Below are 23,201 nucleotides of genomic sequence, written 5' to 3' on the forward strand. Positions count from 1 at the left end.
GATAATTCCCAAAAAGGGACCTATCGTTCCCTTTTTGGGACTTATAGAACCGACCATGCCTGCCATCCCGCTAAGCGATGCTCTCTTTACTGCCACCCAGCAAAAAGTGCTGGGCATGTTGTATGGCAAACCGGATCAGAGCTTCTATGCCAATGAAATATCCCGCTGGGCACAGGTCGGCAAGGGCAGCCTGATGCGTGAGCTGGAGCGTCTGCATAGCGCAGGCATTCTCACCATGAGTCGACGGGGTAATCAGACGCACTACCAAGCCAACCCTGAGTGCCCCATCTATGCAGAACTGCTTGGGATAGTGCGTAAGACTTTTGGCATTGCAGAGCAGCTGCGTGCGGCCTTGACTCCGCTGAATGATCAGTTGGTATGGGCGTTCATCTATGGCTCCATTGCCAAGGGTAACGAGCACGCAGGCAGTGACATTGACCTGATGCTGATTGGTGAAAATCTCAGTTACAGCGACTTGATGGAACGGGTACTACCCGTAGAGGAACAACTAGGCCGCACCATTAACCCAACGCTCTACACCCTGGCCGACTGGCAAGCCAAGAAGGCGGCCGGCAACAGTTTTGTAGTGCGGGTTGAACAACAGGACAAAATTGATTTGATTGGCCGCAATCCAGCAGAGGTAGCCGATGGGCAGTAACGAAAATCTGGAGAACCTGGTGCGTAGCGGCGGCCTCAAAGCCGAACCTCCAGATCGCAAGGAATGTGAAGGGCTGCTTAGATCGGCCACGGACCGTTTGAAGGATGCTCACAGTTCGGCCCTGTCCTTCGCCAGTCGCTTCGACCTCGCCTACAACGCTGCACATGCCCTGGCACTGACGGCCATGCGTCTACAGGGTTTTCGCTCTGACCGCCGTTATCTGGTGTTTCAGTGCCTTGTACATACTCTCGGTCTGAACAAAATCCAGGTTCGCCTGTTTGCGCTTTGTCACGAGCGCCGCAATCTAGCTGAGTACGAAGGTTATATGGATGTGGACGAAACCCTTCTGGCTGAGCTACTAGGGGCGACTGATGCACTGTTGCTACGGGTACAAGACACAATGTTTGATAGCAAATAACACTTCAGCTCTTCGTTATTTCCAGTACTGAACGGCATCACTGCAACTGTCAGTCCAAACACGTAACGAAGGGATGGCCTGCACCGCCCGCAACCGTTCCAGCATCAGCCCGGTGTACACAACCTCATACGTATCCGCCCCCCGCCCCCATTGCTCAACGAGCACCATGCCGTCGACCAATGTCGCCGCCAATTCGGCAATCGTCCCGGCCTGATCTTCGATAATTCCTTGAGTCCGAATCCAAACCCGATCTGTCATCGCTTTAAGCTCCGCCGCTATCTGCTCAGACGACGCAGGATCGGTATCGGGGCAAGTGATATTGCGCAGCAGATGCTGAAGCTCCCTGATTTTTGCGTAGTCTTGTTCCGCCCCCTGCCCGCCTTTGAGGATGGCTGTGGCTTTCAGCTTATCGACGCGTTTGGCGGCTGAAGTTTTTGAAGGGAGTGTCTGCGCCATTGCGCCAGCCAGGAGCACCATCATCCGGGCTTCCAGATGCTCCTTCATGGCTTCCATCGACGAAATGGGGCGCACCAGCGTAATGCAGGCCCCTCCCTGGTGCCGCAGATCCATAGTCACCGTCAGGGTCACGCCGCCCGTTTCAAACCCCAGGGCGCGGGCCACGACGTAGTGGCCCATTTCGTGATGGGCGATCTGCAGGGCATGATCGCGTACTGCGGGGGGCATCTTCCTCGTCATATCCATTGCCTCGGAACCTTCGTTCTCGCATTCGACTACGAGTGACGGTCGCTGTCCATCCTGTCGCCCCGCACAATAATGTAGGAGCGAGCCTGCTCGCGATGGACTTGAACGCACCGCGTCCATCCAGACAGCAAGCGTTATCGTTCACGACCTTCGCGAGCAAGCTCGCTCCTACATCACCTTATTTGGGCAAAGCATAGGCAATCACATAATCCCCACGATCGGTCGACTGCCGCGCACCACCCACCGTCAGCAGGATGTATTGCTTGCCGGTTTTCGGCGATACGTAAGTCATCGGCCCGGACTGGCTGCCCACTGGCAAACGCGATTTCCAGATTTCGTTGCCGTTGCCGGTGTCGAAGGCGCGCAGGTAGAAGTCCTGGGTGCCAGCGAAGAACAGCAGGCCCGACTGGGTGGCCAGCGATGCGCCGAGGGTCGGCATGCCGATAGGGATCGGCAGGTGCATGCGGATGCCCAGCGGGCCGGTGTCTTGCACGGTGCCGACCGGGACTTGCCACACCAGCTTGTGGGTCTTGAGGTCGATGGCCGACATGGTGCCGAACGGTGGTTTCTGGCACGGAATGCCGACCGCCGAGAGGAAGCGCTCGCGCATGGCGCCGAACGGCGTGCCTTCCTGCGGTACCACGCCCATTTCGATACCGCTGGCCCCGGCTTTGATCTTGTCGCGCGGGATCATGTAGTTGGCCAGGCCCAGGCGCATGTCGTTGACGAACATGTAGTGGGTGTTCGGATCAACCGAGACGCTGCCCCAGTTCATGCCGCCCAGCGAGCCGGGGAATTGCAGGGCGCGATCCATGCCCGGCGGGGTGTAGACGCCTTCATGGCGCATGCCTTTGAACTGGATGCGGCACATCAACTGGTCAAACGGCGTGGCGCCCCACATGTCGGATTCAGTCAGGGTCTTGTTGCCGATTGACGGCATGTCCACCGAGAACGGCTGGGTTGGCGAGTAGCGTTCGCCGGGAACCTTGCCTTGCGGCACCGGGCGCTCTTCGACGCGGGCGATAGGCACGCCGGTTTCGCGGTTTAGCAGGAAGATCTCGCCCTGCTTGGTGACTTGCGCCAGGGCTGGCTGGGTGCCGCCCTTGTCGTCCGGCACGTCGTACAGCAGTGGCTGTGCCGGCAGGTCGAAGTCCCACAGGTCGTGGTGAGTGGCCTGGAAGTGCCAGCGTACCTGGCCGGTCTTCACATCGATAGCGACGATGGACGAACTCCACTTGTCGTCGAACTCGGTACGTTGGCCGCCGAAGAAGTCTGGCGTCGCGTTGCCAGTCGGCAGGTACACCAGACCGAGCTTGGCGTCGTAGGACATGGCCGACCACACGTTCGGCGTGCCACGGGTGTAGGTCTCGCCGGCCGGTGGGCGTTTGGTGGTGTTCGGGTTGCCCGGGTCCCATGCCCATACCAGTTCACCACTGCGCACGTCGTAGGCACGCACCACGCCCGGCGGTTCGCCGGTGGAGTAGTTATCGGCCACGCGACCACCGACGATCACCACGTCCCCAGCGACCAATGGGGTCGAGGTTTGCTGGTAGTAACCGGGCTTTACTTCGCCCATGTCAGTGGTCAGGTCAACGGTGCCTTTGTTGCCGAACTCTTCGCAGGGCTTGCCGGTGTCGGCGTTAATGGCGATCAGACGCGCGTCGCCGGTCGGCAGAAACAGACGTTTTGTACAGGCGGTTGGCTGATTGTCCGAAGACACCGGGGTTTCGGAGTAACCCAGGCCACGGCAACGCTGCCAATTGGGCGCAGTGCCTTGCGGGTCGAACTTCCAGCGCTGGGCGCCGGTGTCGGCATCCAGGGCGAAGACTTTGCCGTAGGCGGTGCAGGTGTAGACGGTGTCACCGATTTGCAGTGGAGTGTTCTGGTCTTCGGCGCCGGCACCGGTGCTTTGCGGAATATCGCCAGTGCGGAAGGTCCAGGCGACCTGCAATTTGTCGATGTTGCCCTTGTTGATCTGGTCCAGGGCGGCAAAGCGATTACCGGCGGTAGTGTTGCCCCAGTGCGCCCAGTCTTTCTGTTCGGTGCCCGGAGTGACCGGCGTTACCGCAGGTTCGGTGGTGGCCTTGACCACGTGGGTCGGCACGAACATGTAGGCCATCGTCGCAACGACTGCGACACCCAAAATGCCAGCCAGACCATAAGCGCCACGCCCGCCGGTCGCGCCCGAAGCACGGACCAGGGTCGGATAGATCAGCGCCACAACCAGACCGATCACGGCAAAGGTCAGTATCCGTGAGACCAGCGGCCAGTATTCGAGGCCCGCATCCCAAACGGCCCAAATCGCAGTGAGGGCCAACGCCACACCATACAGCCAGGCGCCGAGCGGCTTGCGCCGGGCAATCATCAACCCGGACGCCAGCATCGCCAGCCCCATCAGCAGGAAATACCAACTGCCACCCAGCGCGATCAGATAACCACCGCCACCGGCCAGGCCGAGCCCGATCAGTGCAATCAGCACACCCAGCCCCGCCAGCAACCATTTACTGCCGGCGGCAGCCCCAGAATTGTTCATGTCGGAAATTTTCCCCATTTGTGACAAGAGCAGAATAATGTACTACCTAGTTACTTATGGCAATTTGTCGCAGGCAAAAATGTCATGAACGGTGATTGAGGCTAGATCAAATCTCCGTCGCGAGCGTCCTGCAGAAACTGCCTGTAACATGCTTGCGCACTGATCCATGCCGCTGGAGATAACCCTTTGCCTGACACTCGCACGCCTGTTCTCGATGAAATCGACCGCCAACTGATTGCCGCCCTGCAGATCAACGCCCGCGAGAGCGTGGCCATGCTCGCCCGGCAATTGGGCATTGCCCGCACCACAGTGACGTCGCGCCTGGCGCGGCTGGAAAAGGCCAAGGTGATCACCGGTTACGGCGTGCGCCTCGGGCAGCGGGTGGTGGACGGCGGGTTGCAGGCGTATGTGGGGATCACCGTGCAACCACGCTCCGGCAAGGAGGTGCTGCGGCGCCTGAGCGCGATGGCGCAGGTGCAGCAGTTGTGTGCGGTGAGTGGCGAATTTGATTATGTGGCGTGGTTGCGCACCGATTCGCCGGAGCAGCTGGATCAGTTGCTGGACCAGATTGGCAGTGTGGATGGGGTGGAGAAGACCACGACTTCGATCATCTTGAGCAGCAAGATTGATCGGGGGCAGCCGGTTTGAGTTTCTGCCTGTAGTTTTTTGGGTGCCAGAGCTGGCCTCTTCGCGGGCAAGCCCGCTCCCACAGTGTTCAGTGTGTATTGATAGATCGTCATACTGATCAAACAAATAGCAAAATGACGACACTTTGCGTCTTATTAACGTGTTCCGTGCTCTCTAGAATGGCTGGCATCTTTTCCTATACTCAGATGCGCATTGCGCGTCGGGTCGCCAGCAAGGTCAGCCATGAACAAGAACAATCGCCATCCTGCAGACGGTAAAAAACCAGTCACCATTTTCGGCCCGGACTTTCCTTTCGCCTTCGACGACTGGATCGAACACCCGGCCGGGCTGGGCAGTATTCCCGAGCACAATCACGGTGCCGAAGTGGCGATTGTCGGCGGCGGGATCGCCGGCCTGGTGGCGGCGTATGAGTTGATGAAGCTGGGCCTGAAACCGGTCGTCTACGAAGCTTCGAAAATGGGTGGCCGCCTGCGCTCCCAGGCATTCAATGGCGCCGAAGGCATCGTTGCCGAACTGGGCGGGATGCGCTTCCCGGTGTCGTCAACCGCGTTCTATCACTACGTCGACAAACTGGGCCTGGAAACCAAACCTTTCCCCAACCCGCTAACGCCCGCGTCGGGCAGCACGGTGATCGACCTCGAAGGTCAGACCCATTACGCACAGAAGCTGTCGGACCTTCCTGCACTGTTCCAGGAAGTGGCTGACGCCTGGGCCGATGCCCTGGAAGCCGGCTCGCAGTTCTCCGATATCCAGCAAGCCATTCGCGACCGCGACGTACCACGCCTCAAGGAACTGTGGAACACCCTGGTGCCGCTGTGGGACGACCGCACCTTCTACGACTTCGTTGCCACCTCCAAGGCGTTCGCCAAGCTCTCGTTCCATCACCGTGAAGTGTTCGGCCAAGTCGGTTTCGGCACCGGCGGCTGGGATTCGGACTTCCCGAACTCGATGCTGGAAATCTTCCGCGTGGTGATGACCAACTGCGACGACCACCAGCACCTGGTGGTCGGCGGCGTGGAACAGGTGCCACAAGGCATCTGGCGCCATGTGCCGGAGCGTTGCGCGCATTGGCCGGTCGGCACCAGCCTCAGCTCGCTGCACAACGGCGCACCGCGTACCGGCGTGAAGAAGATTGCCCACGCGCCGGGCGGCCGTTTCGCCGTCACCGACAACTGGGGTGACACCCGCGAATACGCGGCCGTACTGACCACCTGCCAGAGCTGGCTGCTGACCACCCAGATCGAATGCGACGAAACCCTGTTCTCGCAAAAGATGTGGATGGCTTTGGACCGCACCCGCTACATGCAGTCGTCGAAGACTTTCGTGATGGTCGATCGCCCGTTCTGGAAGGACAAGGATCCGGAAACCGGCCGCGACCTGATGAGCATGACCCTCACCGACCGCTTGACCCGTGGCACTTATCTGTTCGACAACGGCGACGACAAGCCGGGGGTGATCTGCCTGTCGTACTCGTGGATGAGCGACGCGCTGAAAATGCTGCCCCAACCGGTGGAAAAACGCGTGAAACTGGCGCTGGATGCACTGAAAAAGATCTACCCGAAAGTCGACATCGCCGCGCGGATCATCGGCGACCCGATCACCGTTTCGTGGGAAGCCGACCCGCATTTCCTCGGCGCGTTCAAAGGCGCCCTGCCCGGCCACTACCGCTACAACCAGCGCATGTACGCCCACTTCATGCAGGACGACATGCCAGCCGAACAGCGCGGGATCTTCATCGCCGGCGACGACGTTTCGTGGACGCCGGCCTGGGTTGAGGGCGCGGTACAGACCTCGCTCAACGCAGTGTGGGGCATCATGAAACATTTCGGCGGTGCAACTCACGCCGAGAATCCGGGTCCAGGAGATGTGTTCAACGAGATCGGACCGATCGCCCTGCCCGAGTAAGAGGAATCCGAAATGCGCGTAGCCCTTTACCAATGTCCGCCGCTGCCCCTGGATGTCGCCGGCAACCTGCAACGCTTGCAGCAGCTTGCGCTGGAGGCAAAAGGCGCCGATCTGCTGGTGCTGCCGGAGATGTTCCTGACTGGCTATAACATCGGCGTCGATGCCGTCAGCGTGCTGGCGGAGGTGTACAACGGTGAGTCGGCGCAGCAGGTTGCGCGCATTGCCAAGGCTGCCGGGATCGCCATTTTGTATGGCTATCCCGAGCGCACCGAGGACGGACAAATCTACAACGCCGTGCAGTTGATCGGCTCTGACGGCGAGCGCGTCTGCAACTACCGCAAAACCCATCTGTTCGGCGATCTGGATCACTCGATGTTCAGCGCAGGTTCCGACGAGTTTCCCATCGTTGAACTCAACGGCTGGAAACTCGGTTTCCTGATCTGCTACGACCTGGAGTTTCCGGAGAACGCCCGACGCCTGGCCCTGGCCGGTGCCGAGCTGATTCTGGTGCCGACCGCGAACATGATTCCGTTCGATTTCGTCGCCGATGTCACCGTGCGCGCCCGCGCCTTCGAAAACCAGTGCTACGTGGCTTATGCCAATTACTGTGGGCACGAAGGCGACATCCACTACTGCGGCCAGAGCAGCATCGCTGCGCCGGATGGCAGCCGCATCGCTCAGGCGGGACTGGATGAATCGCTGATTGTCGGCGAGCTGGATCGTCAGTTGATGGTCGAATCCCGCGCCGCCAATCGCTACCTCCTCGATCGCCGCCCCGAGCTTTACGGCGAGCTGAACAAGTCCTAATCCGCTAGCATTGGCACTTCACTGTTCTGGAAGTGCCCATGCCCGCGCTGAATCACCCTCGCCCCCACACTGAAACCCTGGCCAATGGCCTGCAGGTGACGCTGCGTCATGCCCCGAATTTGAAGCGTTGCGCAGCAGCGTTGCGGGTGGCCGCGGGCAGCCATGATGTGCCGCTGGCGTGGCCCGGCCTGGCGCACTTTCTTGAGCATCTGCTGTTTCTGGGCACTGAGCGTTTTCCAGCCGGGCAAGGATTGATGGCCTACGTCCAGAGTCATGGCGGTCAGGTAAACGCGCGGACCAGCGAACGCACCACGGACTACTTTTTCGAACTGCCACCCCAGGCGTTTGCCGGTGGGCTGGAGCGTCTGTCAGACATGCTCGCCCATCCACGTATGAATCCGGACGACCAGCAGCGGGAACGGGAAGTGCTGCAGGCAGAGTTTGTCGCCTGGTCGCAGGATGCCAAGGCGCAGCAGCAATTTGCGCTGTTCAATGGCCTGGCCGAGGCTCATCCACTACGGGGTTTTCATGCAGGCAATCGCGACAGTCTGCCACTGCAACAACCCGAGTTTCAGCAGGCGCTGCAGGATTTTTATCAGCAGTTTTACCAGACCGGGCAAATGACCTTGAGCCTGGCCGGGCCACAGAGCCTCGTTGAGTTGAAGGCAATGGCCGAAGCCTTTGGCAGTGTCATTGCCAAAGGCCAGACAGCCACTCAACTGCCCCCACTACCGCTGATGGACGCCTCAACCAACAGTTATCAACAGGCTGGCGAACGACGCCTGGATCTGCTGTTTGCCCTTGAAGTGCTACCCGATTTCTCTGCCGATGCGTTGGCGTTCCTGTGCCACTGGCTGAACCTGGCAAAACCCGGTGGCTTAATGGCGGACCTGCGCGAGCGCGGGCTGGCCGATCACCTCAAAGCCCAGCCGCTGTACCAGTTCGCCGGGCAAGCCTTGCTGCATATCGAATTCACCCTGCCCACCGCAGACCCGGCTTCAGGCATCCGCGAACGCTTGATGGATTGGCTCGGTTTCTTTGCCGCGCAAGACTGGAGCCGATTGCGCGAAGAGTACGCCACCCTGCTCCAGCGCCAACAGCAAGTCAGCGGCGCCTTGCAACTGGCCCGACTGGACAGCGAACAACGCGAAGTCGGGTTATCCGAGCCGGGTGTTACCGCCCTCAAGCAAATCCTTCAACAAATCGGCGCTGTGGATAACTTCAGCGGCCCATGGCAACTGCCAACACCCAACCCGTTCTTGTGCGCCGAAGCACCGGCAGCCAACGCCGGATTGATTCGCGGCCAGACCAGCGCCCACCGAGGCCTGCGCACTTTTGCCCAGGACCGTTCGCGCAGCCGTCGTGAACGTTCGCCGATGCAATTCAGCCAGGCATGGCCAGACAACGGTGCTGAAGGCGCGATTTATCTGCGCTGGCGTCTGGACTCGGCTCCTGGCAGCCAACTTCAATCACGGCTGGAAAACCACCTGCAACCGTTGCGCGAAGACGCGCACCAGGCCGGTGTGGAATTTTCCTTCAGTGCATCGGGCAACGAATGGTTGCTCAAACTGAACGGGCTGCAGGAACCGATGCCCAGCGTCCTGGAGCATGTGCTGAAAGAACTGACAAAACCTGACACCGCTGTCTCACAAGCCGAATCGACGAGCGTTGCGTCAATACCGATTCGACAACTGCTCAAGGCATTGCCCGATCACTGCCTCGGGCATACCGCGAACTCGGATGACGTGCAGTCACTCTGGTCGAGTGCGCGATGGGATGGGCTGGCCATCGGGTTATCGGCTCAGACTCAAGCGGCTATGGGCCTGGCCTTGAGTCGCATACCCGGCACGCCGGACAATCAACTGACGCCGCCCTCTTCGATCCTTGCACGGCATCTGTGGAGCACTGTCGATACCGCCTCCAGCGAGCACGCGTTGCTGCTGTTCTGTCCTGCAGCCACCCAGGAAATGGCCGACGAAGCCGCGTGGCGTTTGCTCGCGCATGTCTGCCAGACACCGTTCTACCAACGCCTGCGGGTGGAGTTGCAACTCGGCTATGCGGTGCTCAGCGCCCTGCGGCAGATTCACGGGCAAACCGGAATGCTGTTCGGCGTGCAATCGCCAAGCGTTGCGCCTGTGGAGCTGCTGCAACACATCGAGCAATTCCTGAATCGATTGCCGGAACTGATCAACGCACTCGACGACACCACCTTCAATGCTCAACGCCAGGCCCTGGCGGATCAGTTTTGCAGCGCTGCGCTCACCACGGCTCAAGCGGCCGACTTGCTCTGGCAAGGCAAACTGGCCGGCCGCTCGTCGGATTATCTGACGCACCTGCCCGAGGCCATTGTGCGCATTGACCGGAGCGTTCTACTGGCTGCGGCCCAACGCCTGAATCAGGCCGAAGGCGGCTGGCTGTGCCTTGCCAACAGCATTACCCCGGGTGCGCCATGGCAAGCGGCAAAATGATCATTACCGGGGCTGCAAGGAGCTTTCTCAAAGTTTCACGGGCAATTTCTTTGAAATTTTGAGTAACATAGCAACCTAACTATCTGGAACCTCTCTGATTTGAGGTGGACTATACCTATAGATAGCGCTGTCCTACCCTACCTGAAGGAGTTCAATTTATGGCCTGGACCAAACCGGCTTACACCGACCTGCGTATTGGCTTTGAAGTCACCATGTACTTCGCAAGCCGCTAATCTCAGCTTTGGCAGAGATGCAGCACAACGCCTCGGTTATCCGAGGCGTTTTATTTTCAGCGTTGAAATGATGGAGCGTCCATGTTTGTCCAGATTCTAGGTTCCGCTGCCGGCGGTGGCTTCCCGCAGTGGAACTGCAACTGCGTGAACTGCGCAGGCTTTCGCGACGGCAGCCTGCGGGCCAAGGCGCGGACGCAATCGTCCATCGCGATTTCCGATGACGGCGTGAACTGGGTGCTGTGCAACACCTCCCCGGACATCCGCGCCCAACTCCAGGGCTTCGCCCCGATGCAGCCGGGCCGCGCCCTGCGCGATACCGGGATCGGCGCGATCATCCTGATGGACAGCCAGATCGACCACACCACCGGCCTGCTCATGTTGCGCGAAGGCTGCCCGCATCAGGTCTGGTGCACCGACATGGTCCATGAAGACCTGAGCACCGGATTTCCGCTGTTCACCATGCTCAACCACTGGAATGGCGGGCTGACCTGGAATCGCATCGAACTCGACCAGAGCTTCAGCGTACCGGCATGCCCGAACCTGCGCTTCACCCCGCTGCCGTTGCGCAGTGCCGCGCCGCCGTACTCACCACACCGCTTCGACCCCCATCCGGGCGACAACATCGGCCTGATCGTCGAAGACCTCAACACCGGCGGCAAACTGTTCTACGCACCGGGCCTGGGCAAGGTGGATGCAGGGCTTCTGGAAATCATGGCCGGCAGCGATTGCCTGCTGGTCGATGGAACGTTGTGGGATGACGATGAAATGCAGCGTCGCGGCGTCGGCACCCGCACCGGTCGGGAGATGGGACACCTGGCGCAGAGCGGCCCCGGTGGCATGCTCGAAGTGCTTGAGCAATTGCCCAACCAGCGCAAAGTACTTATCCACATCAACAACACCAACCCGATTCTCGATGAAGACTCGCCAGAACGCGCGGAACTGGATCGGCGTCAGGTTGAAGTGGCGTATGACGGCATGAGTATTGTGCTGTAGCGGATGGCCCTATCGCGAGCAAGCTCGCTCTCCCAGTTGACCGCATTCCCCTGTGGGAGCGAGCTTGCTCGCGATGAGGCCGGCAGCAGCAACACATATCCTGGTTGTTCCCCGGAGAACCGCAATGACTGACACCCCGATGTCCCCCGCCGAATTCGAAGCGGCTCTGCGCGCCAAGGGCGCCTACTACCACATCCATCACCCCTATCACGAGGCGATGTACGAAGGCCGGGCCACCCGCGAACAGATCCAGGGCTGGGTCGCCAACCGTTTCTACTATCAGGTGAACATCCCCCTGAAGGACGCGGCCATTCTGGCCAACTGCCCGGACCGCGAGATCCGCCGCGAGTGGATTCAACGCCTGCTGGACCACGACGGTGCGCCCGGTGAAGACGGCGGCATCGAAGCCTGGCTGCGCCTGGGCCAGGCCGTGGGCCTCGACCCGGACCAACTGCGTTCCCAGGAGCTGGTACTGCCCGGCGTGCGCTTCGCCGTGGACGCCTATGTCAATTTCGCCCGCCGCGCCAGCTGGCAGGAAGCCGCGAGCAGCTCGCTGACCGAACTGTTCGCCCCGCAGATCCACCAATCGCGCCTGGACAGTTGGCCCCAGCACTACCCATGGATCGACCCGGCCGGCTACGAGTATTTCCGCACGCGCCTGGGCCAGGCACGGCGTGATGTCGAGCATGGTCTGGCGATCACGTTGCAGCACTACACCACCCGTGAAGGCCAGGAGCGCATGCTGGAAATTCTCCAGTTCAAACTGGACATTCTTTGGAGCATGCTTGATGCCATGAGCATGGCCTACGAACTGAAACGCCCGCCGTATCACAGCGTGACCGGGGAACGGGTCTGGCACAAAGGAATCACTTTATGAGTTTCGATCGCAGCAAGACCCCGACCTGGCGTCCCGGCTACCGCTTCCAGTACGAACCGGCGCAAAAAGGCCACGTGCTGCTGTACCCGGAAGGCATGATCAAGCTCAACGAAAGTGCCGCGCTGATCGGCGGTTTGATTGATGGTGAACGGGATGTCGCGGCCATCATCAATGAGCTCGACCAACAGTTTCCCGGCGTGCCCGAACTCGGAGACGACATCGAGCAATTCATGGAGGTTGCCCGTGCGCAGCACTGGATCGAACTTGCCTGATTCATCAAGGCAAGTACCGCCCAAACCCGAGGTCGGCTTGCCGCTGTGGCTGCTCGCCGAGCTGACTTATCGCTGCCCGCTGCAATGCCCATACTGCTCCAATCCGCTGGATTTCGCCGAGCAAGGCAAAGAGCTGAGCACCGAGCAGTGGATCAAGGTGTTTCGTGAAGCGCGGGAAATGGGCGCCGCGCAGCTTGGCTTTTCCGGTGGCGAACCGCTGGTGCGTCAGGACCTCGCAGAGCTGATCGTTGAAGCGCGCAAGCTGGGTTTCTATACCAACCTGATCACCTCCGGCATCGGCCTGACCGAACAGAAAATCAGCGACTTCAAGAAGGCCGGCCTCGATCACATCCAGATCAGCTTCCAGGCCAGTGACGAGCAGGTGAACAATCTGCTGGCCGGCTCGAAAAAGGCCTTCGCGCAGAAACTGGAGATGGCCCGGGCGGTGAAGGCCCACGGTTATCCGATGGTGCTGAACTTCGTCACCCATCGGCACAATATCGACCAGATCGACCGCATCATCGAGTTGTGCATCGCACTGGAAGCGGACTTCGTCGAGCTCGCCACCTGCCAGTTCTACGGCTGGGCGCAACTCAATCGCGTTGGGCTTTTGCCGACCAGGGAGCAACTGGTGCGCGCCGAACGCATCACTAACGAATACCGCGCAAAACTGGAAGCCGAAGGGCATCCGTGCAAGCTGATTTTCGTCACGCCGGACTATTACGAAGAACGCCCGAAAGCCTGCATGAACGGCTGGGGCAGTATTTTCCTGACGGTCACGCCAGACGGAACCGCCCTGCCCTGTCACGGTGCCCGACAGATGCCGGTGCAATTTCCCAACGTGCGCGACCACAGCATGCAGCACATCTGGTACGACTCGTTCGGCTTCAACCGCTTTCGCGGGTACGACTGGATGCCCGAGCCGTGCCGCTCCTGTGACGAGAAAGAAAAAGACTTCGGCGGCTGCCGCTGCCAGGCGTTCATGCTCACCGGCGATGCAAGCAATGCCGACCCGGTATGCAGCAAGTCGCCACAACACGGCGTGATCCTCAAGGCTCGCGAAGAAGCCGGGCACGCGACCCAGACCATCGACCAACTGGCCTTTCGCAATGAACGAAACTCACGCCTCATCGCCAAAAGCTGAACCTTTCAGCGCTGCCAAAGCCGTGGCCGCCGGTATCGACTTTGCCGAACTGCAGGTCGGTCGACAGGGCCTGTTCTGGAACGAATACCGCCCCGAAGACGCTGCGTGCCGGATCTGGCATTGGCGTGACGGCGCAGCGAAATGCCTGACGCCACCGGGGTTCAGCGTTCGCAGTCGGGTGTACGAATATGGCGGTGGGGCGTTTTGTCTGACGGACGATGGAATCGTTTTCGTCAATGAGGCCGACCAGCAGTTGTATCGGCAATCACTGCAAGACGAAGCGCCCGAAAGGCTGACGTCCGGGGCGTGCCGTTATGGCGATTTACAGTTCGCCAACGGGCAAGTGCTGGCGGTCGAGGAGCACCGCGATCAACACCGATTGGTGGCGATCGATCTGTTCGATGGCGCACGTCACTTGCTGGCCGAGGGTGCTGATTTCTACGCGGCACCGACGCTGAGCCCGGATGCCCGGCGCCTAGCCTGGATCGAGTGGAGTCGCCCGGATCAGCCATGGACAGCGACCCGTTTGATGGTTGCCGAGCGCCTCGCCAACGGCGGCTTTGCCGAGGCTCGTTGTGTGGCGGGCGACGGCACTCAAGAGTCTGTGCAGCAACCGCGGTTTGATGCCGGCGGTCGCCTGTATTGCCTGACGGATCGCGCAGGTTACTGGCAGCCATGGAAAGAGTCTGAAAAAGGCCTGAGCCCATTGCCAAGTGCCAGCGCCGACCATGGCCCCGCGCCCTGGCAACTCGGCGGCAGCACCTGGTTGCCGCTGAGCGACAACAGTTATCTGGCCAGTTGGACCGAGGGCGGGTTTGGCCGACTGGGCATAGGCGGAGACTCCAGCGCCGACTTTACCGGCGACTACAGCCGCTTCCGCCATCTCGCCGTGGATGAGCAGTTCATCTATTGCATCGCGGCGTCGCCCGTCAGTTCAGCCGCCGTCATCGCCATCGACCGTCAGAGCCGGCAAGTGCAAGTGCTGGCCGGCGGCATCGCACCGCTTGCTCCCGAACAGATCAGCCGCCCGCAAACCTTGCGCTACCCAAGTGGCTCAGGCGAAGCACACGGCTTCTTCTACCCGGCGATGACCGGCGAGGCGAAACCGCCATTGGTGGTGTTCGTCCATGGCGGACCGACTTCGGCGTGCTACCCGATGCTCGATCCGCGTATCCAGTACTGGGCACAGCGGGGCTTCGCCGTGGCCGATCTCAACTATCGCGGCAGCAGCGGTTACGGCCGGGCCTATCGCCAGGCACTGCACCTGGGCTGGGGTGATGTTGATGTGCAAGACGCCTGCGCCGTGGTCAGTTACCTCAAGCAGCGAGGCTTGATCGACGGCGACCAGGCGTTCATTCGCGGTGGCAGCGCTGGCGGCTACACCAGCCTTTGCGCCTTGGCCTTTCACAACGTGTTCCGCGCCGGCGCCAGCCTGTATGGGGTCAGCGACCCGGTGGCGCTGGGGCGCGCGACCCACAAATTCGAAAGCGACTATCTGGATTGGCTGATCGGCGATCCGCAACTGGATGCCGAACGCTACGCCGCCCGCACGCCGCTGCTGCATGCCGGCAACATCCGCGTGCCGATGATCTTCTTTCAAGGAGAACTGGATGCCGTGGTCGTCCCGCAACAGACCCGTGACATGGTCACGGCACTGCAGGACAACGGCATCCTGGTCGAAGCGCATTACTACGCCGATGAACGCCATGGCTTTCGCAAGGCCGGTAACCAGGCCCACGCGCTGGAGCAGGAGTGGTTGTTTTATCGGCGGGTGATGGATTCAGTGGACTGAAGCCCGCGCTCATTGCCGAAACGGTGGCGCCCCCTTCGCGGGCAAGCCCGCTCCCACAGGTTCTGCTGCGTGCACAAATCCTGTGGGAGCGGGCTTGCCCGCGAAACCGATCGATCTAACGCTGCAAAAATTCAGCGCTTGGCGATGATGTACACCGCATGCACGATCCCCGGAATGTAACCGCACAACGTCAGCAGAATATTCAGCCAGAACGCCCCGCCGAATCCTACTTGCAGAAACACACCCAGTGGCGGCAACAGGATAGCGATGATGATGCGAATAAAGTCCATGGGACAGCTCCTGATTGGGGGTGGACTCGTTCGAGCCCTACAGCTAATCGACCTGTGCCGTTTGTCAGGGTTCAGCCCGATTCCTCAGGCCAGTATCTCCAGACCGTGTTTGCGCACGATACTCAGCAACTTCAACGCCATGCCACTGGGGTGCTTATCCCCTGCTTCCCATTGCTTGACCGTGGAAGCACTGGTGTTCAGATAGCGCGCGAACACCGGTTGGCTGACATTGTTGCGCTCGCGCAGTGCCTTGATCTCCTGCGCGGGAATCGCATCCGGCACTCTTGCAAGACAGGACTCATCGAACTCACGCATGGTCGCCTTACTGATTGCACCTATGGCGTACAAGGCACTGGCCGATTCGTGGATCGACTCCGATAGCTCACTTTTGAATTTTTTACTCATTTAGTATCTCCACAAACTCCTTTGCATCCAGCAATTGCTGAATTTCCATTTCGGTCAGTCCACCATATGTCTTGGCCAACTCTCGCAAGTCGAGCAAATGCCTGGGACTGATATTGCTCTGATCTTTTTTTGCGTACAGAAACTGATAGACCCAATGAGCACCGCCCCTGGCCAGGATAATCGAGCGATGGCGGTTGGCATTCAAGCGCTTCTTCCAGACCCCGCCACCCAAATTGTCAGCCCGACCATTGAGCATTTCGGTGAATGCCTCCCGGAGTTCGTCATCACCGATCCAGGCCTTGGCAGCCTGCATTGCGAAGCGCTTTGTCTTGAACAGCCTTGGTGACATGGACATCCCTTCCATAAAACATACCACCCAGTGGTATAGAAATCAAAACCAACGCGACAGCAACACCATTTCGCTGGCACCGGCACTCCCTGCCGATGCACGCTAGAAAGCCATTGATGTGTTAACCGCTCAAGCCGAAACTGCCTTTGGAAAAAACCGGCCACAAAAAAACGCCCCACGCCAAAAGTATCGGGCGTGGGGCGTGCGTATTACCGCGAGACGGTTCTGGAATGTGTGCAGGGCGCGTCTGATCAGACGGCAATCCCTTTGCGGCACTGCAATTGCGCGGTTCGCACTCGGGAGAAGGCGCGCGCCAGGCGCAGGAGCATTTCATCGATGTTGGCGTTGCTGACATTTAGCGCAGGGGTAAAGCGCAGGCAGTCGGGTTGCGGAGCATTGAGCAGTAAGCCTTCGTACAGCGCGGCCTTGACCACCGCGTCAGCGGAGTCGTCCGACAGCGTCAGCCCCCACAGCAGCCCTTGTCCGCGCAACTCGCCGTGACCGTAACGATGGGCCAAACGCCCTAACCCTTCACGCAGGTGTTGACCGGCCTCTGCGACGTGTTTGAGGAAAGCCTTGTCCTGTACGGTATCGAGCACCGAAAGCCCCGCCGCGGTCATCAACGCATTACCGTGATGAGTACCTGCGAACTCGCCAATGTCGAAACAGCAAGCTTTGCCCCGCGCCAGCAGTGCGGCCAATGGCACGCCGCCGCCCAAGCCTTTGCCGAGCACGACGATATCCGCCGTGACGCCGCAGGACTGTTCCGCGAGCAAGGTGCCACAACGGCCGATGCCGGTTTGCACTTCGTCGAAGATCAGCAAAATGCCGAGTTCACGGCACAGGCGTTCAACGCCCTTGAGATAGTGCGTGGTGGCCGGGACCACGCCGGCTTCGCTCTGGATCGGCTCGAGCATGATCGCTACGGTCCGTTCATCCACGGCCGCATGCAACGCTGGCAGGTCATTGAACGGAACACGACTGAAGCCTGGCAATTGCGGCTCGAACCGGTTGGCCAATGTCGAACTGTCCGACGCCGAAATCGTCGCCAGGCTGCGGCCATGGCAACCGTTGTTGGCCACAATGATTCGCGACGCACCGCCGCGATGCCGTTGACCCCATTTACGCGCCAGTTTGATCGCCGCCTCGCAGGCTTCGCTGCCGGTATTGAGCAGGTAGGCCTGGTCACTGCCGGTGCTGGCACACAAATGTTCGGCGAGGCTGAGCATGCCACGGTTATGCAGGCCAAAACCCGGGTTGATCAGCGACTGAGCCTGGGCTGCGATTGCATTGACCAGTACCGAAGGGCTATGACCGAGGCTGTTGGCCCCGCCGCCCTGGGAAAAATCCAGGTACGCACGGTCATCGCTGTCCCACAACCATGAACCCTGGCCACGCACAAACACCTGTTTTGGCCGCTCGACACTGGGCATCAAGTACTCGCTGGAAAGGTTAACGCCTTGGGATGGCAGGGAGGCGTCCATGACCAGATCATCAAGACTGGGAGGACTGCGGCGCAGACTGAACAGATTCATCTGAAAAAAAACCTTTTGAGGTTTTTTGCCTTACCTATGTAAATACCATCGAAGCAAAGGGTATTCATCGCGCTCTGTGGCCCTGTAAGCCCTGTGAATGCGGTTAGACTAGGCTCAGGCGAGGCGTTCAGCCATTTCGATTTCCCAGCATTTTCGATAAGTAATACTTATGGATTTCAAGCAACTGCGTTATTTCGTCGCGGTCTATGAAGAAGGCCACGTGGGCCGGGCCGCCGAGCGTCTGTCCATCTCTCAGCCGGCGCTGTCCCAGCAAATCCGCCACCTCGAGCAAAACCTCGATGTGAGCCTGTTCGAGCGCAGTAGCAAACGCCTGTTGCCGACTCTCGCGGCCCACACGCTGTACAACCATGCCCTGCCTTTGCTCGATGGCCTGCAACGGGCACGGGAAGCGCTCGGCAACTTCAAGGGTCAGGCGCTGCGCACCCTGGCCATCGGTGTATTGCAAACCGTGCACACCAGCCTCGTTCCGCAGATGCTCGAGCGGGTGCGCAAGGCGCAGCCGCATCTGGTGGTGCAGATCTACGAACTGACCGGCCTGGAAATCGAGCGGCGACTGCTCAACGGTTCTCTGGATATCGGCATCAGCTACCTGCCGCCCCGCCAGCCTGGCTTGCATGGCGTGATGCTGTACGAAGACGAACTGACCCTGGTCATCCCGGCAGAGCATCCGCTGCGTGAATTCAAGAAAGTGTCCATGAGTCAGGCTGCCGAACTGCCGATGCTGCTGCTGGGCGAAGAGTTTCAGATCAGGCAGATCTGGCAGGCACAGCTGACAAGCCTCGGACGTCGCCCACAGGTACAAGCCGAATTGAACAACATGGCCGGCATCCTCGACAGCCTGCCCCACACGCGCCTGGCGACGGTACTGCCCGGTCGCTCGCAAAAGACCCACGGCAACCACGAACTGCTGTGGAAACCCCTGAGCGAACCGCGAGTGCCGCTGAAAGTCGGGTTGGTGTGTCGGGATGTGCAACGGCAGCAGGCCTCGCTGGCATTGCTGCGGACATTGCTGGAAGAAGTGATAAATGGCCCGGACGGGCGCTTGAACAGCGCGCAGGCTCTGGATGGGCCAAGCTGAAAACTTTTCTTCAGGCAAAAGAAAACCCCGCCGAAGCGGGGCTTTGCAGACTGTTTCCCTGACATCCATTTCACTCCGCCGTCCTGGCAGAATCCTACGTGTCCCTGTTGTTGCTTTGCGCTTCCTGCGCTACGTCCATGAGAAGTAGATTAGCCGTGGATCCAATTTGCATCTATGGGAGAACAGCAGCACGTTATGTAAGAGAATGCTTACATAACGTTACTTCATCAGAATTGTCCCGCATCCAGCAGGAACAACGATTCGCTACCGGCCTTCACCGACGCGCTCAACGAGTGAATGCGCGGCAGCAGACGGGCAAAATAGAAGCGTGCCGTGCCCAGTTTGCTGGCGTAGAAATCGTCTTGCGCTTCCTTGCCGAAAGCCGCCTTGGCCATCAGGGCCCACATGTAGGCGTAGGCCACGTAGCCGAACACCTGCAGATACTCGACCGACGCCGCGCCGATTTCGTTCGGATTGCTCTTCGCCCGGTCCAGCAACCACGCAGTCAGTTCATCGAGGGAGGTCACGGCGTCGTTCAGCGGCTTGGTGAATTCGGCGAGGTCCGCGCTGGCGGTCGCTGTGAAGTGGCGGATCTCGTCGGTGAACAGGTTGTAGAACGCCCCGCCGCTACCGACGATCTTGCGCCCGACCAGGTCCAGCGCCTGGATGCCGTTGGTGCCTTCGTAGATCTGGGTGATGCGCACGTCACGCACCAGTTGCTCCTGGCCCCACTCACGGATATAGCCGTGGCCGCCGAAGATCTGCTGGCCGTGTACAGTGGTTTCCAGGCCGAGGTCGGTCAGGAACGCTTTGGCCACCGGGGTCAGCAACGCCACCAGGTCTTCCGCACGCTTGCGGGTGGCGGCGTCTTCGCTGAACTTGGCGGTGTCCAGTTGCATCGCCACGTAGGTGGAGAATGCACGGCCACCTTCGTTCGAGGCTTTCATGGTCAGCAGCATGCGTCGCACGTCCGGGTGGACGATGATCGGGTCAGCCACTTTGTCCTTGTTCTGCGCGCCGGTCGGCGAACGGCTTTGCAGACGGTCGCGGGCGTATTCCACGGCGTTCTGGTACGAGCGCTCGCCCGTGGCCAGGCCCTGGATACCAACGCCCAGACGCTCGTAGTTCATCATGGTGAACATCGCCGCCAGGCCTTTGTTCGGCTCGCCGACCAGGTAACCCACGGCTTCATCGAAGTTCATCACGCAGGTCGCGGAGGCCTGGATGCCCATCTTGTGTTCGATCGAACCGCAGTTGGCCGGGTTGCGCGCGCCCAGGCTGCCATCGGCATTGACCATGAACTTCGGTACCAGGAACAGCGAAATGCCTTTCGGCCCCGCCGGCGCATCCGGCAGCTTGGCCAGCACCAGGTGGATGATGTTTTCGGTCAGGTCGTGTTCGCCACCGGTGATGAAGATCTTGGTGCCGCTGACCTTGTAGGAACCGTCAGCCTGAGGCTCGGCCTTGGTGCGGATGATCCCCAGGTCGGTACCGGCGTGCGGCTCGGTCAGGCACATGGAACCGGCCCAGATGCCGGCGTACATGTTCGGCAGGTACGCGGCTTTCAGTTCTTCGCTGGCGTGGGCGTTGATCGACAGGCAAGCACCGGCGGTCAGCATCGGGTACAGGCCAAACGACAGGCTGGCGGAGTTGACCATTTCCTCGACCTGGGCCGAAACGGCCTTGGGCATGCCCATGCCGCCATAGGACGGATCACCACCGACACCGACCCAGCCGCCTTCAGCGTAGGTCTGATAGGCCTGTGGGAAACCTGCCGGCGTGGTGACGGCACCGTCCGCCCAATGGCAACCTTCTTCGTCAGCGGCACGGCTCAGCGGTGCGATGCTTTTGCTGGTGACTTTGCCGGCTTCTTCCAGGATGGCTTCGACGGTTTCTGCATCGACGGTTTCGGCCAGTGCAGGCAGTTCGGCCCAGAGTTTGGCGACCTCGAAAACTTCATTGAGGACGAAGCGCATATCGCGCAGGGGCGCTTTGTAGTCAGCCATGGCAAACCTCGCAAGATCTATACAGGTGATTCACAGGAAGAGTGTTTTCGTTGGGTCGGAGTGTACCTCAACAACTTTTGCGACACATAGGGTCAACTCATGACCATTTTGTTATTTTTAGTCATTGCCGTAGGCGGGAGTGAACGGATGAAACTGTAGGAGCGAGCTCGCTCGCGAAAAACCCGAAGACGCCGCGGGCATCGGGTTTTACGCGTTTTCGTTGACGACCATCGCGAGCAGAGGGCGATGTCAGAGCGCAAACAGCTCCGCAGGCAGTTGCATCAGGCAATCGCTACCTGCTTCGACGGCTGCCCGATGAGCGGCAGTGCGTGGCAACAGACGCTTGAAGTAAAACTCGTTGGTCGCCAGTTTGGCCCGGCAGAAGTCACCATCACCGCTGCCCGCATCGAGCTGCGCCTGAGCCACCAGCGCCATGCGCAACCACAGGTAGCCGAGGATGATGTAACCGCTGTACATCAGGTAATCCACCGACGCAGCACCGACTTCGTCCGGGTTTTTCATCGCTGCCATACCGACCCTGGTGGTCAACTCACCCCACTGCTGGTTCAGTTGATTGAGCTGCGCCACATACCCGGCCAGTTGTGGATGTTCAGCGTTCGCCGTGCAGAACTTGTGGACGATTTTGGTGAAGCCGCGAAGCAACTTGCCCTGGCTGCCGAGCACCTTGCGCCCGAGCAAGTCCAGCGCCTGAATGCCGTTGGTGCCCTCATAGATCGGTGCGATCCGGCAGTCGCGGACCAACTGCTCCATACCCCATTCGCGAATGAACCCATGGCCGCCAAACACCTGCATGCCATGGTTGGTCACCTCCAGCCCGGTGTCGGTCATGAAGGCTTTGCAGATTGGCGTGAGGAACGCCAGCAAGTCTTCGGCATCCCGGCGCGCCGTTTCGTCCGGGCTCAGGTGTGCAACGTCGAGCAACTGTGCGGTGAAGTAGGTCAGCGCGCGGTTGCCCTCGTTGAAGGCTTTCATGGTCAACAACATCCGCCGCACATCAGGGTGCACGATGATCGGGTCGGCAACCTTTTCCGGCGCTTTCGGGCCGGTCAGCGAGCGCATCTGCAAACGGTCGTTGGCGTATTTGATCGCGCCCTGGAAGCTCGCCTCCCCCAGACACAGCCCTTGCATGCCGGTGCCCAGTCGCGCGTGGTTCATCATGGTGAACATGCAGTTGAGGCCCTTGTTCGGCTCGCCGATCAGGAAGCCCTTGGCCTCGTCGAAGTTCAGCACGCAGGTGGCCGAGGCCTTGATGCCCATTTTGTGTTCGATCGAGCCGCAGGACACGCCGTTGCGCTCACCCGCTTCCCCCGTCGCATCGGGCAGGTACTTGGGCACGATGAACAGTGAAATGCCCTTGGTTCCGGCCGGTGCGTCCGGCAATTTGGCCAGCACCAGGTGAATGATGTTGGCGCTCATGTCGTGCTCGCCGGCGGAGATGAAGATCTTGCTGCCGGAGATCGCGTAGCTGCCATCGGCCGCAGGCACGGCGCGGGTCTTGATGATGCCCAGGTCGGTGCCGCAATGGGCTTCGGTCAGGCACATGGTGCCGGTCCATTGGCCAGCGGTGAGCTTCTTCAAATAGGTCTGCTTTTGCGCCTCGGTACCATGGGCATGGATCGCCGACATCGCACCGTGGGTCAGACCGGGGTACATGCCCCATGAGGTGTTGCTGGAAGCCACCATCTCGCTGATCACCAGGCCCAGAGAGATCGGCAACCCTTGACCGCCGTAAACCGGATCCGCCGCCAGGCCATGCCAGCCGCCCTCGACATATTGGGCGAATGCCTGCTTGAAGCCCGCGGGCGTCGTGACCACGCCATTGTCGAAATGGCAGCCTTCTTCATCGCCACTGCGGTTCAGCGGCGACAGTACGTTTTCGCAGAACTTCGCTCCTTCTTCGAGGATCGCATTGACCATGTCCGGGCTGGCATCGGTGGCCCCCAGCGCGGCGTAGTTGCTGTGAAAGTCGAAGACGTGGTCGATCAGAAAGCGCATGTCGCGCAAGGGAGCTTTGTACTCGGGCATGGTCATTCTCCGTCGGCAGAT

At 60.2% G+C, this 23,201-nt stretch carries 21 protein-coding genes; 13 read left to right on the forward strand and 8 right to left on the reverse strand.

All coding sequences use genetic code 11. The features are described from left to right. Positions 1-55: 55 nt before the first annotated feature. Together PspS34_RS25630 and PspS34_RS25635 are read left to right on the forward strand one after the other, a co-directional pair. The gene (locus PspS34_RS25630; protein ID WP_154861037.1) at positions 56-658 is read left to right on the forward strand and encodes a nucleotidyltransferase domain-containing protein; all 603 of its coding nucleotides are present in this window, start codon (positions 56-58) and stop codon (positions 656-658) included. Further along, complete coding sequence (locus PspS34_RS25635) at positions 648-1,076, forward strand: hypothetical protein (RefSeq protein ID WP_102670864.1); 429 nt, start codon at positions 648-650, stop codon at positions 1,074-1,076. Before PspS34_RS25630 ends, PspS34_RS25635 begins: the two co-directional genes overlap by 11 nt. Before the next feature lie 15 nt (positions 1,077-1,091). Here the strand turns inward: PspS34_RS25635 and PspS34_RS25640 are convergent, their stop codons facing one another. Together PspS34_RS25640 and PspS34_RS25645 are read right to left on the reverse strand one after the other, a co-directional pair. After that, positions 1,092-1,772, reverse strand: a complete 681-nt coding sequence (locus PspS34_RS25640; protein WP_090457706.1) for a peptidase M41 — start codon at positions 1,770-1,772, stop codon at positions 1,092-1,094. 184 nt (positions 1,773-1,956) lie between these two features. After that, positions 1,957-4,311, reverse strand: coding sequence for a glucose/quinate/shikimate family membrane-bound PQQ-dependent dehydrogenase (locus PspS34_RS25645; RefSeq protein WP_154861036.1), 2,355 nt, complete (start codon positions 4,309-4,311; stop codon positions 1,957-1,959). 186 nt (positions 4,312-4,497) lie between these two features. On the opposite strand from PspS34_RS25645, the gene PspS34_RS25650 reads away from it, so the two are divergent. The 10 genes from PspS34_RS25650 (at position 4,498) to PspS34_RS25695 (ending at position 15,450) form a co-directional block, all read left to right on the forward strand. Then, a complete protein-coding gene (locus PspS34_RS25650; RefSeq protein ID WP_046039454.1) occupies positions 4,498-4,959 on the forward strand; it encodes an Lrp/AsnC family transcriptional regulator in 462 nt (153 codons plus the stop codon). Between the two features lie 222 nt (positions 4,960-5,181). Beyond that, a complete protein-coding gene (locus tag PspS34_RS25655) occupies positions 5,182-6,864 on the forward strand; it encodes an NAD(P)/FAD-dependent oxidoreductase (RefSeq protein ID WP_154861035.1) in 1,683 nt (560 codons plus the stop codon). A gap of 12 nt (positions 6,865-6,876) precedes the next feature. After that, complete coding sequence (locus PspS34_RS25660; protein WP_150814008.1) at positions 6,877-7,671, forward strand: carbon-nitrogen hydrolase family protein; 795 nt, start codon at positions 6,877-6,879, stop codon at positions 7,669-7,671. A gap of 38 nt (positions 7,672-7,709) precedes the next feature. Next, positions 7,710-10,139, forward strand: a complete 2,430-nt coding sequence (gene pqqF, locus PspS34_RS25665) for a pyrroloquinoline quinone biosynthesis protein PqqF (RefSeq protein ID WP_159390357.1) — start codon at positions 7,710-7,712, stop codon at positions 10,137-10,139. Positions 10,140-10,297: 158 nt separating this feature from the next. Next, positions 10,298-10,372, forward strand: a complete 75-nt coding sequence (pqqA, locus tag PspS34_RS25670) for a pyrroloquinoline quinone precursor peptide PqqA (RefSeq protein ID WP_003444522.1) — start codon at positions 10,298-10,300, stop codon at positions 10,370-10,372. Positions 10,373-10,453: 81 nt separating this feature from the next. Next, positions 10,454-11,365, forward strand: coding sequence for a pyrroloquinoline quinone biosynthesis protein PqqB (gene pqqB / locus PspS34_RS25675; RefSeq protein WP_154861033.1), 912 nt, complete (start codon positions 10,454-10,456; stop codon positions 11,363-11,365). Between the two features lie 124 nt (positions 11,366-11,489). Next, a complete protein-coding gene (pqqC, locus tag PspS34_RS25680; RefSeq protein ID WP_154861032.1) occupies positions 11,490-12,242 on the forward strand; it encodes a pyrroloquinoline-quinone synthase PqqC in 753 nt (250 codons plus the stop codon). Continuing rightward, entirely contained in the window at positions 12,239-12,514 is a 276-nt protein-coding gene (gene pqqD, locus PspS34_RS25685; protein ID WP_015097086.1) for a pyrroloquinoline quinone biosynthesis peptide chaperone PqqD, read from the forward strand. Before pqqC ends, pqqD begins: the two co-directional genes overlap by 4 nt. After that, positions 12,486-13,658: a pyrroloquinoline quinone biosynthesis protein PqqE gene (gene pqqE, locus PspS34_RS25690; protein ID WP_090451770.1), complete on the forward strand. Its 1,173-nt coding sequence runs from the start codon at positions 12,486-12,488 to the stop codon at positions 13,656-13,658. The genes pqqD and pqqE overlap by 29 nt, the downstream gene beginning before the upstream one ends. Next, the gene (locus tag PspS34_RS25695) at positions 13,624-15,450 is read left to right on the forward strand and encodes a S9 family peptidase (RefSeq protein ID WP_154861031.1); all 1,827 of its coding nucleotides are present in this window, start codon (positions 13,624-13,626) and stop codon (positions 15,448-15,450) included. Before pqqE ends, PspS34_RS25695 begins: the two co-directional genes overlap by 35 nt. Positions 15,451-15,581: 131 nt before the next feature. On the opposite strand, the gene PspS34_RS25700 is transcribed toward PspS34_RS25695, so the two are convergent. From PspS34_RS25700 to PspS34_RS25715, 4 genes are all read right to left on the reverse strand, one after another. Continuing rightward, positions 15,582-15,740 (reverse strand): YqaE/Pmp3 family membrane protein, encoded by a 159-nt coding sequence (locus PspS34_RS25700; RefSeq protein ID WP_003228885.1) that lies wholly within the window; start codon positions 15,738-15,740, stop codon positions 15,582-15,584. An 84-nt stretch (positions 15,741-15,824) separates the two neighbouring features. Then, positions 15,825-16,145, reverse strand: a complete 321-nt coding sequence (locus PspS34_RS25705; RefSeq protein WP_046039442.1) for a DNA-binding transcriptional regulator — start codon at positions 16,143-16,145, stop codon at positions 15,825-15,827. Further along, positions 16,138-16,494, reverse strand: a complete 357-nt coding sequence (locus PspS34_RS25710) for a type II toxin-antitoxin system RelE/ParE family toxin (protein ID WP_150814013.1) — start codon at positions 16,492-16,494, stop codon at positions 16,138-16,140. The genes PspS34_RS25705 and PspS34_RS25710 overlap by 8 nt, the downstream gene beginning before the upstream one ends. Positions 16,495-16,745: 251 nt before the next feature. Further along, positions 16,746-18,029 carry an aminotransferase class III-fold pyridoxal phosphate-dependent enzyme gene (locus PspS34_RS25715; protein WP_159390358.1) on the reverse strand — a complete coding sequence of 428 codons (1,284 nt, stop codon included), beginning with the start codon at positions 18,027-18,029 and terminating at the stop codon, positions 16,746-16,748. A gap of 169 nt (positions 18,030-18,198) precedes the next feature. Here PspS34_RS25715 and PspS34_RS25720 point away from each other — a divergent pair, with 169 nt between their 5' ends. Continuing rightward, entirely contained in the window at positions 18,199-19,128 is a 930-nt protein-coding gene (locus PspS34_RS25720) for a LysR family transcriptional regulator (protein WP_057713036.1), read from the forward strand. 227 nt (positions 19,129-19,355) lie between these two features. On the opposite strand, the gene PspS34_RS25725 is transcribed toward PspS34_RS25720, so the two are convergent. Continuing rightward, the gene (locus PspS34_RS25725; RefSeq protein WP_154861029.1) at positions 19,356-21,134 is read right to left on the reverse strand and encodes an acyl-CoA dehydrogenase C-terminal domain-containing protein; all 1,779 of its coding nucleotides are present in this window, start codon (positions 21,132-21,134) and stop codon (positions 19,356-19,358) included. A gap of 249 nt (positions 21,135-21,383) precedes the next feature. Next, the gene (locus tag PspS34_RS25730) at positions 21,384-23,180 is read right to left on the reverse strand and encodes an acyl-CoA dehydrogenase C-terminal domain-containing protein (protein WP_154861028.1); all 1,797 of its coding nucleotides are present in this window, start codon (positions 23,178-23,180) and stop codon (positions 21,384-21,386) included. Positions 23,181-23,201 lie beyond the last annotated feature (21 nt).

The sequence above is a fragment of the Pseudomonas sp. S34 genome (assembly GCF_009866745.1).
GTDB lineage: Bacteria > Pseudomonadota > Gammaproteobacteria > Pseudomonadales > Pseudomonadaceae > Aquipseudomonas > Aquipseudomonas jessenii.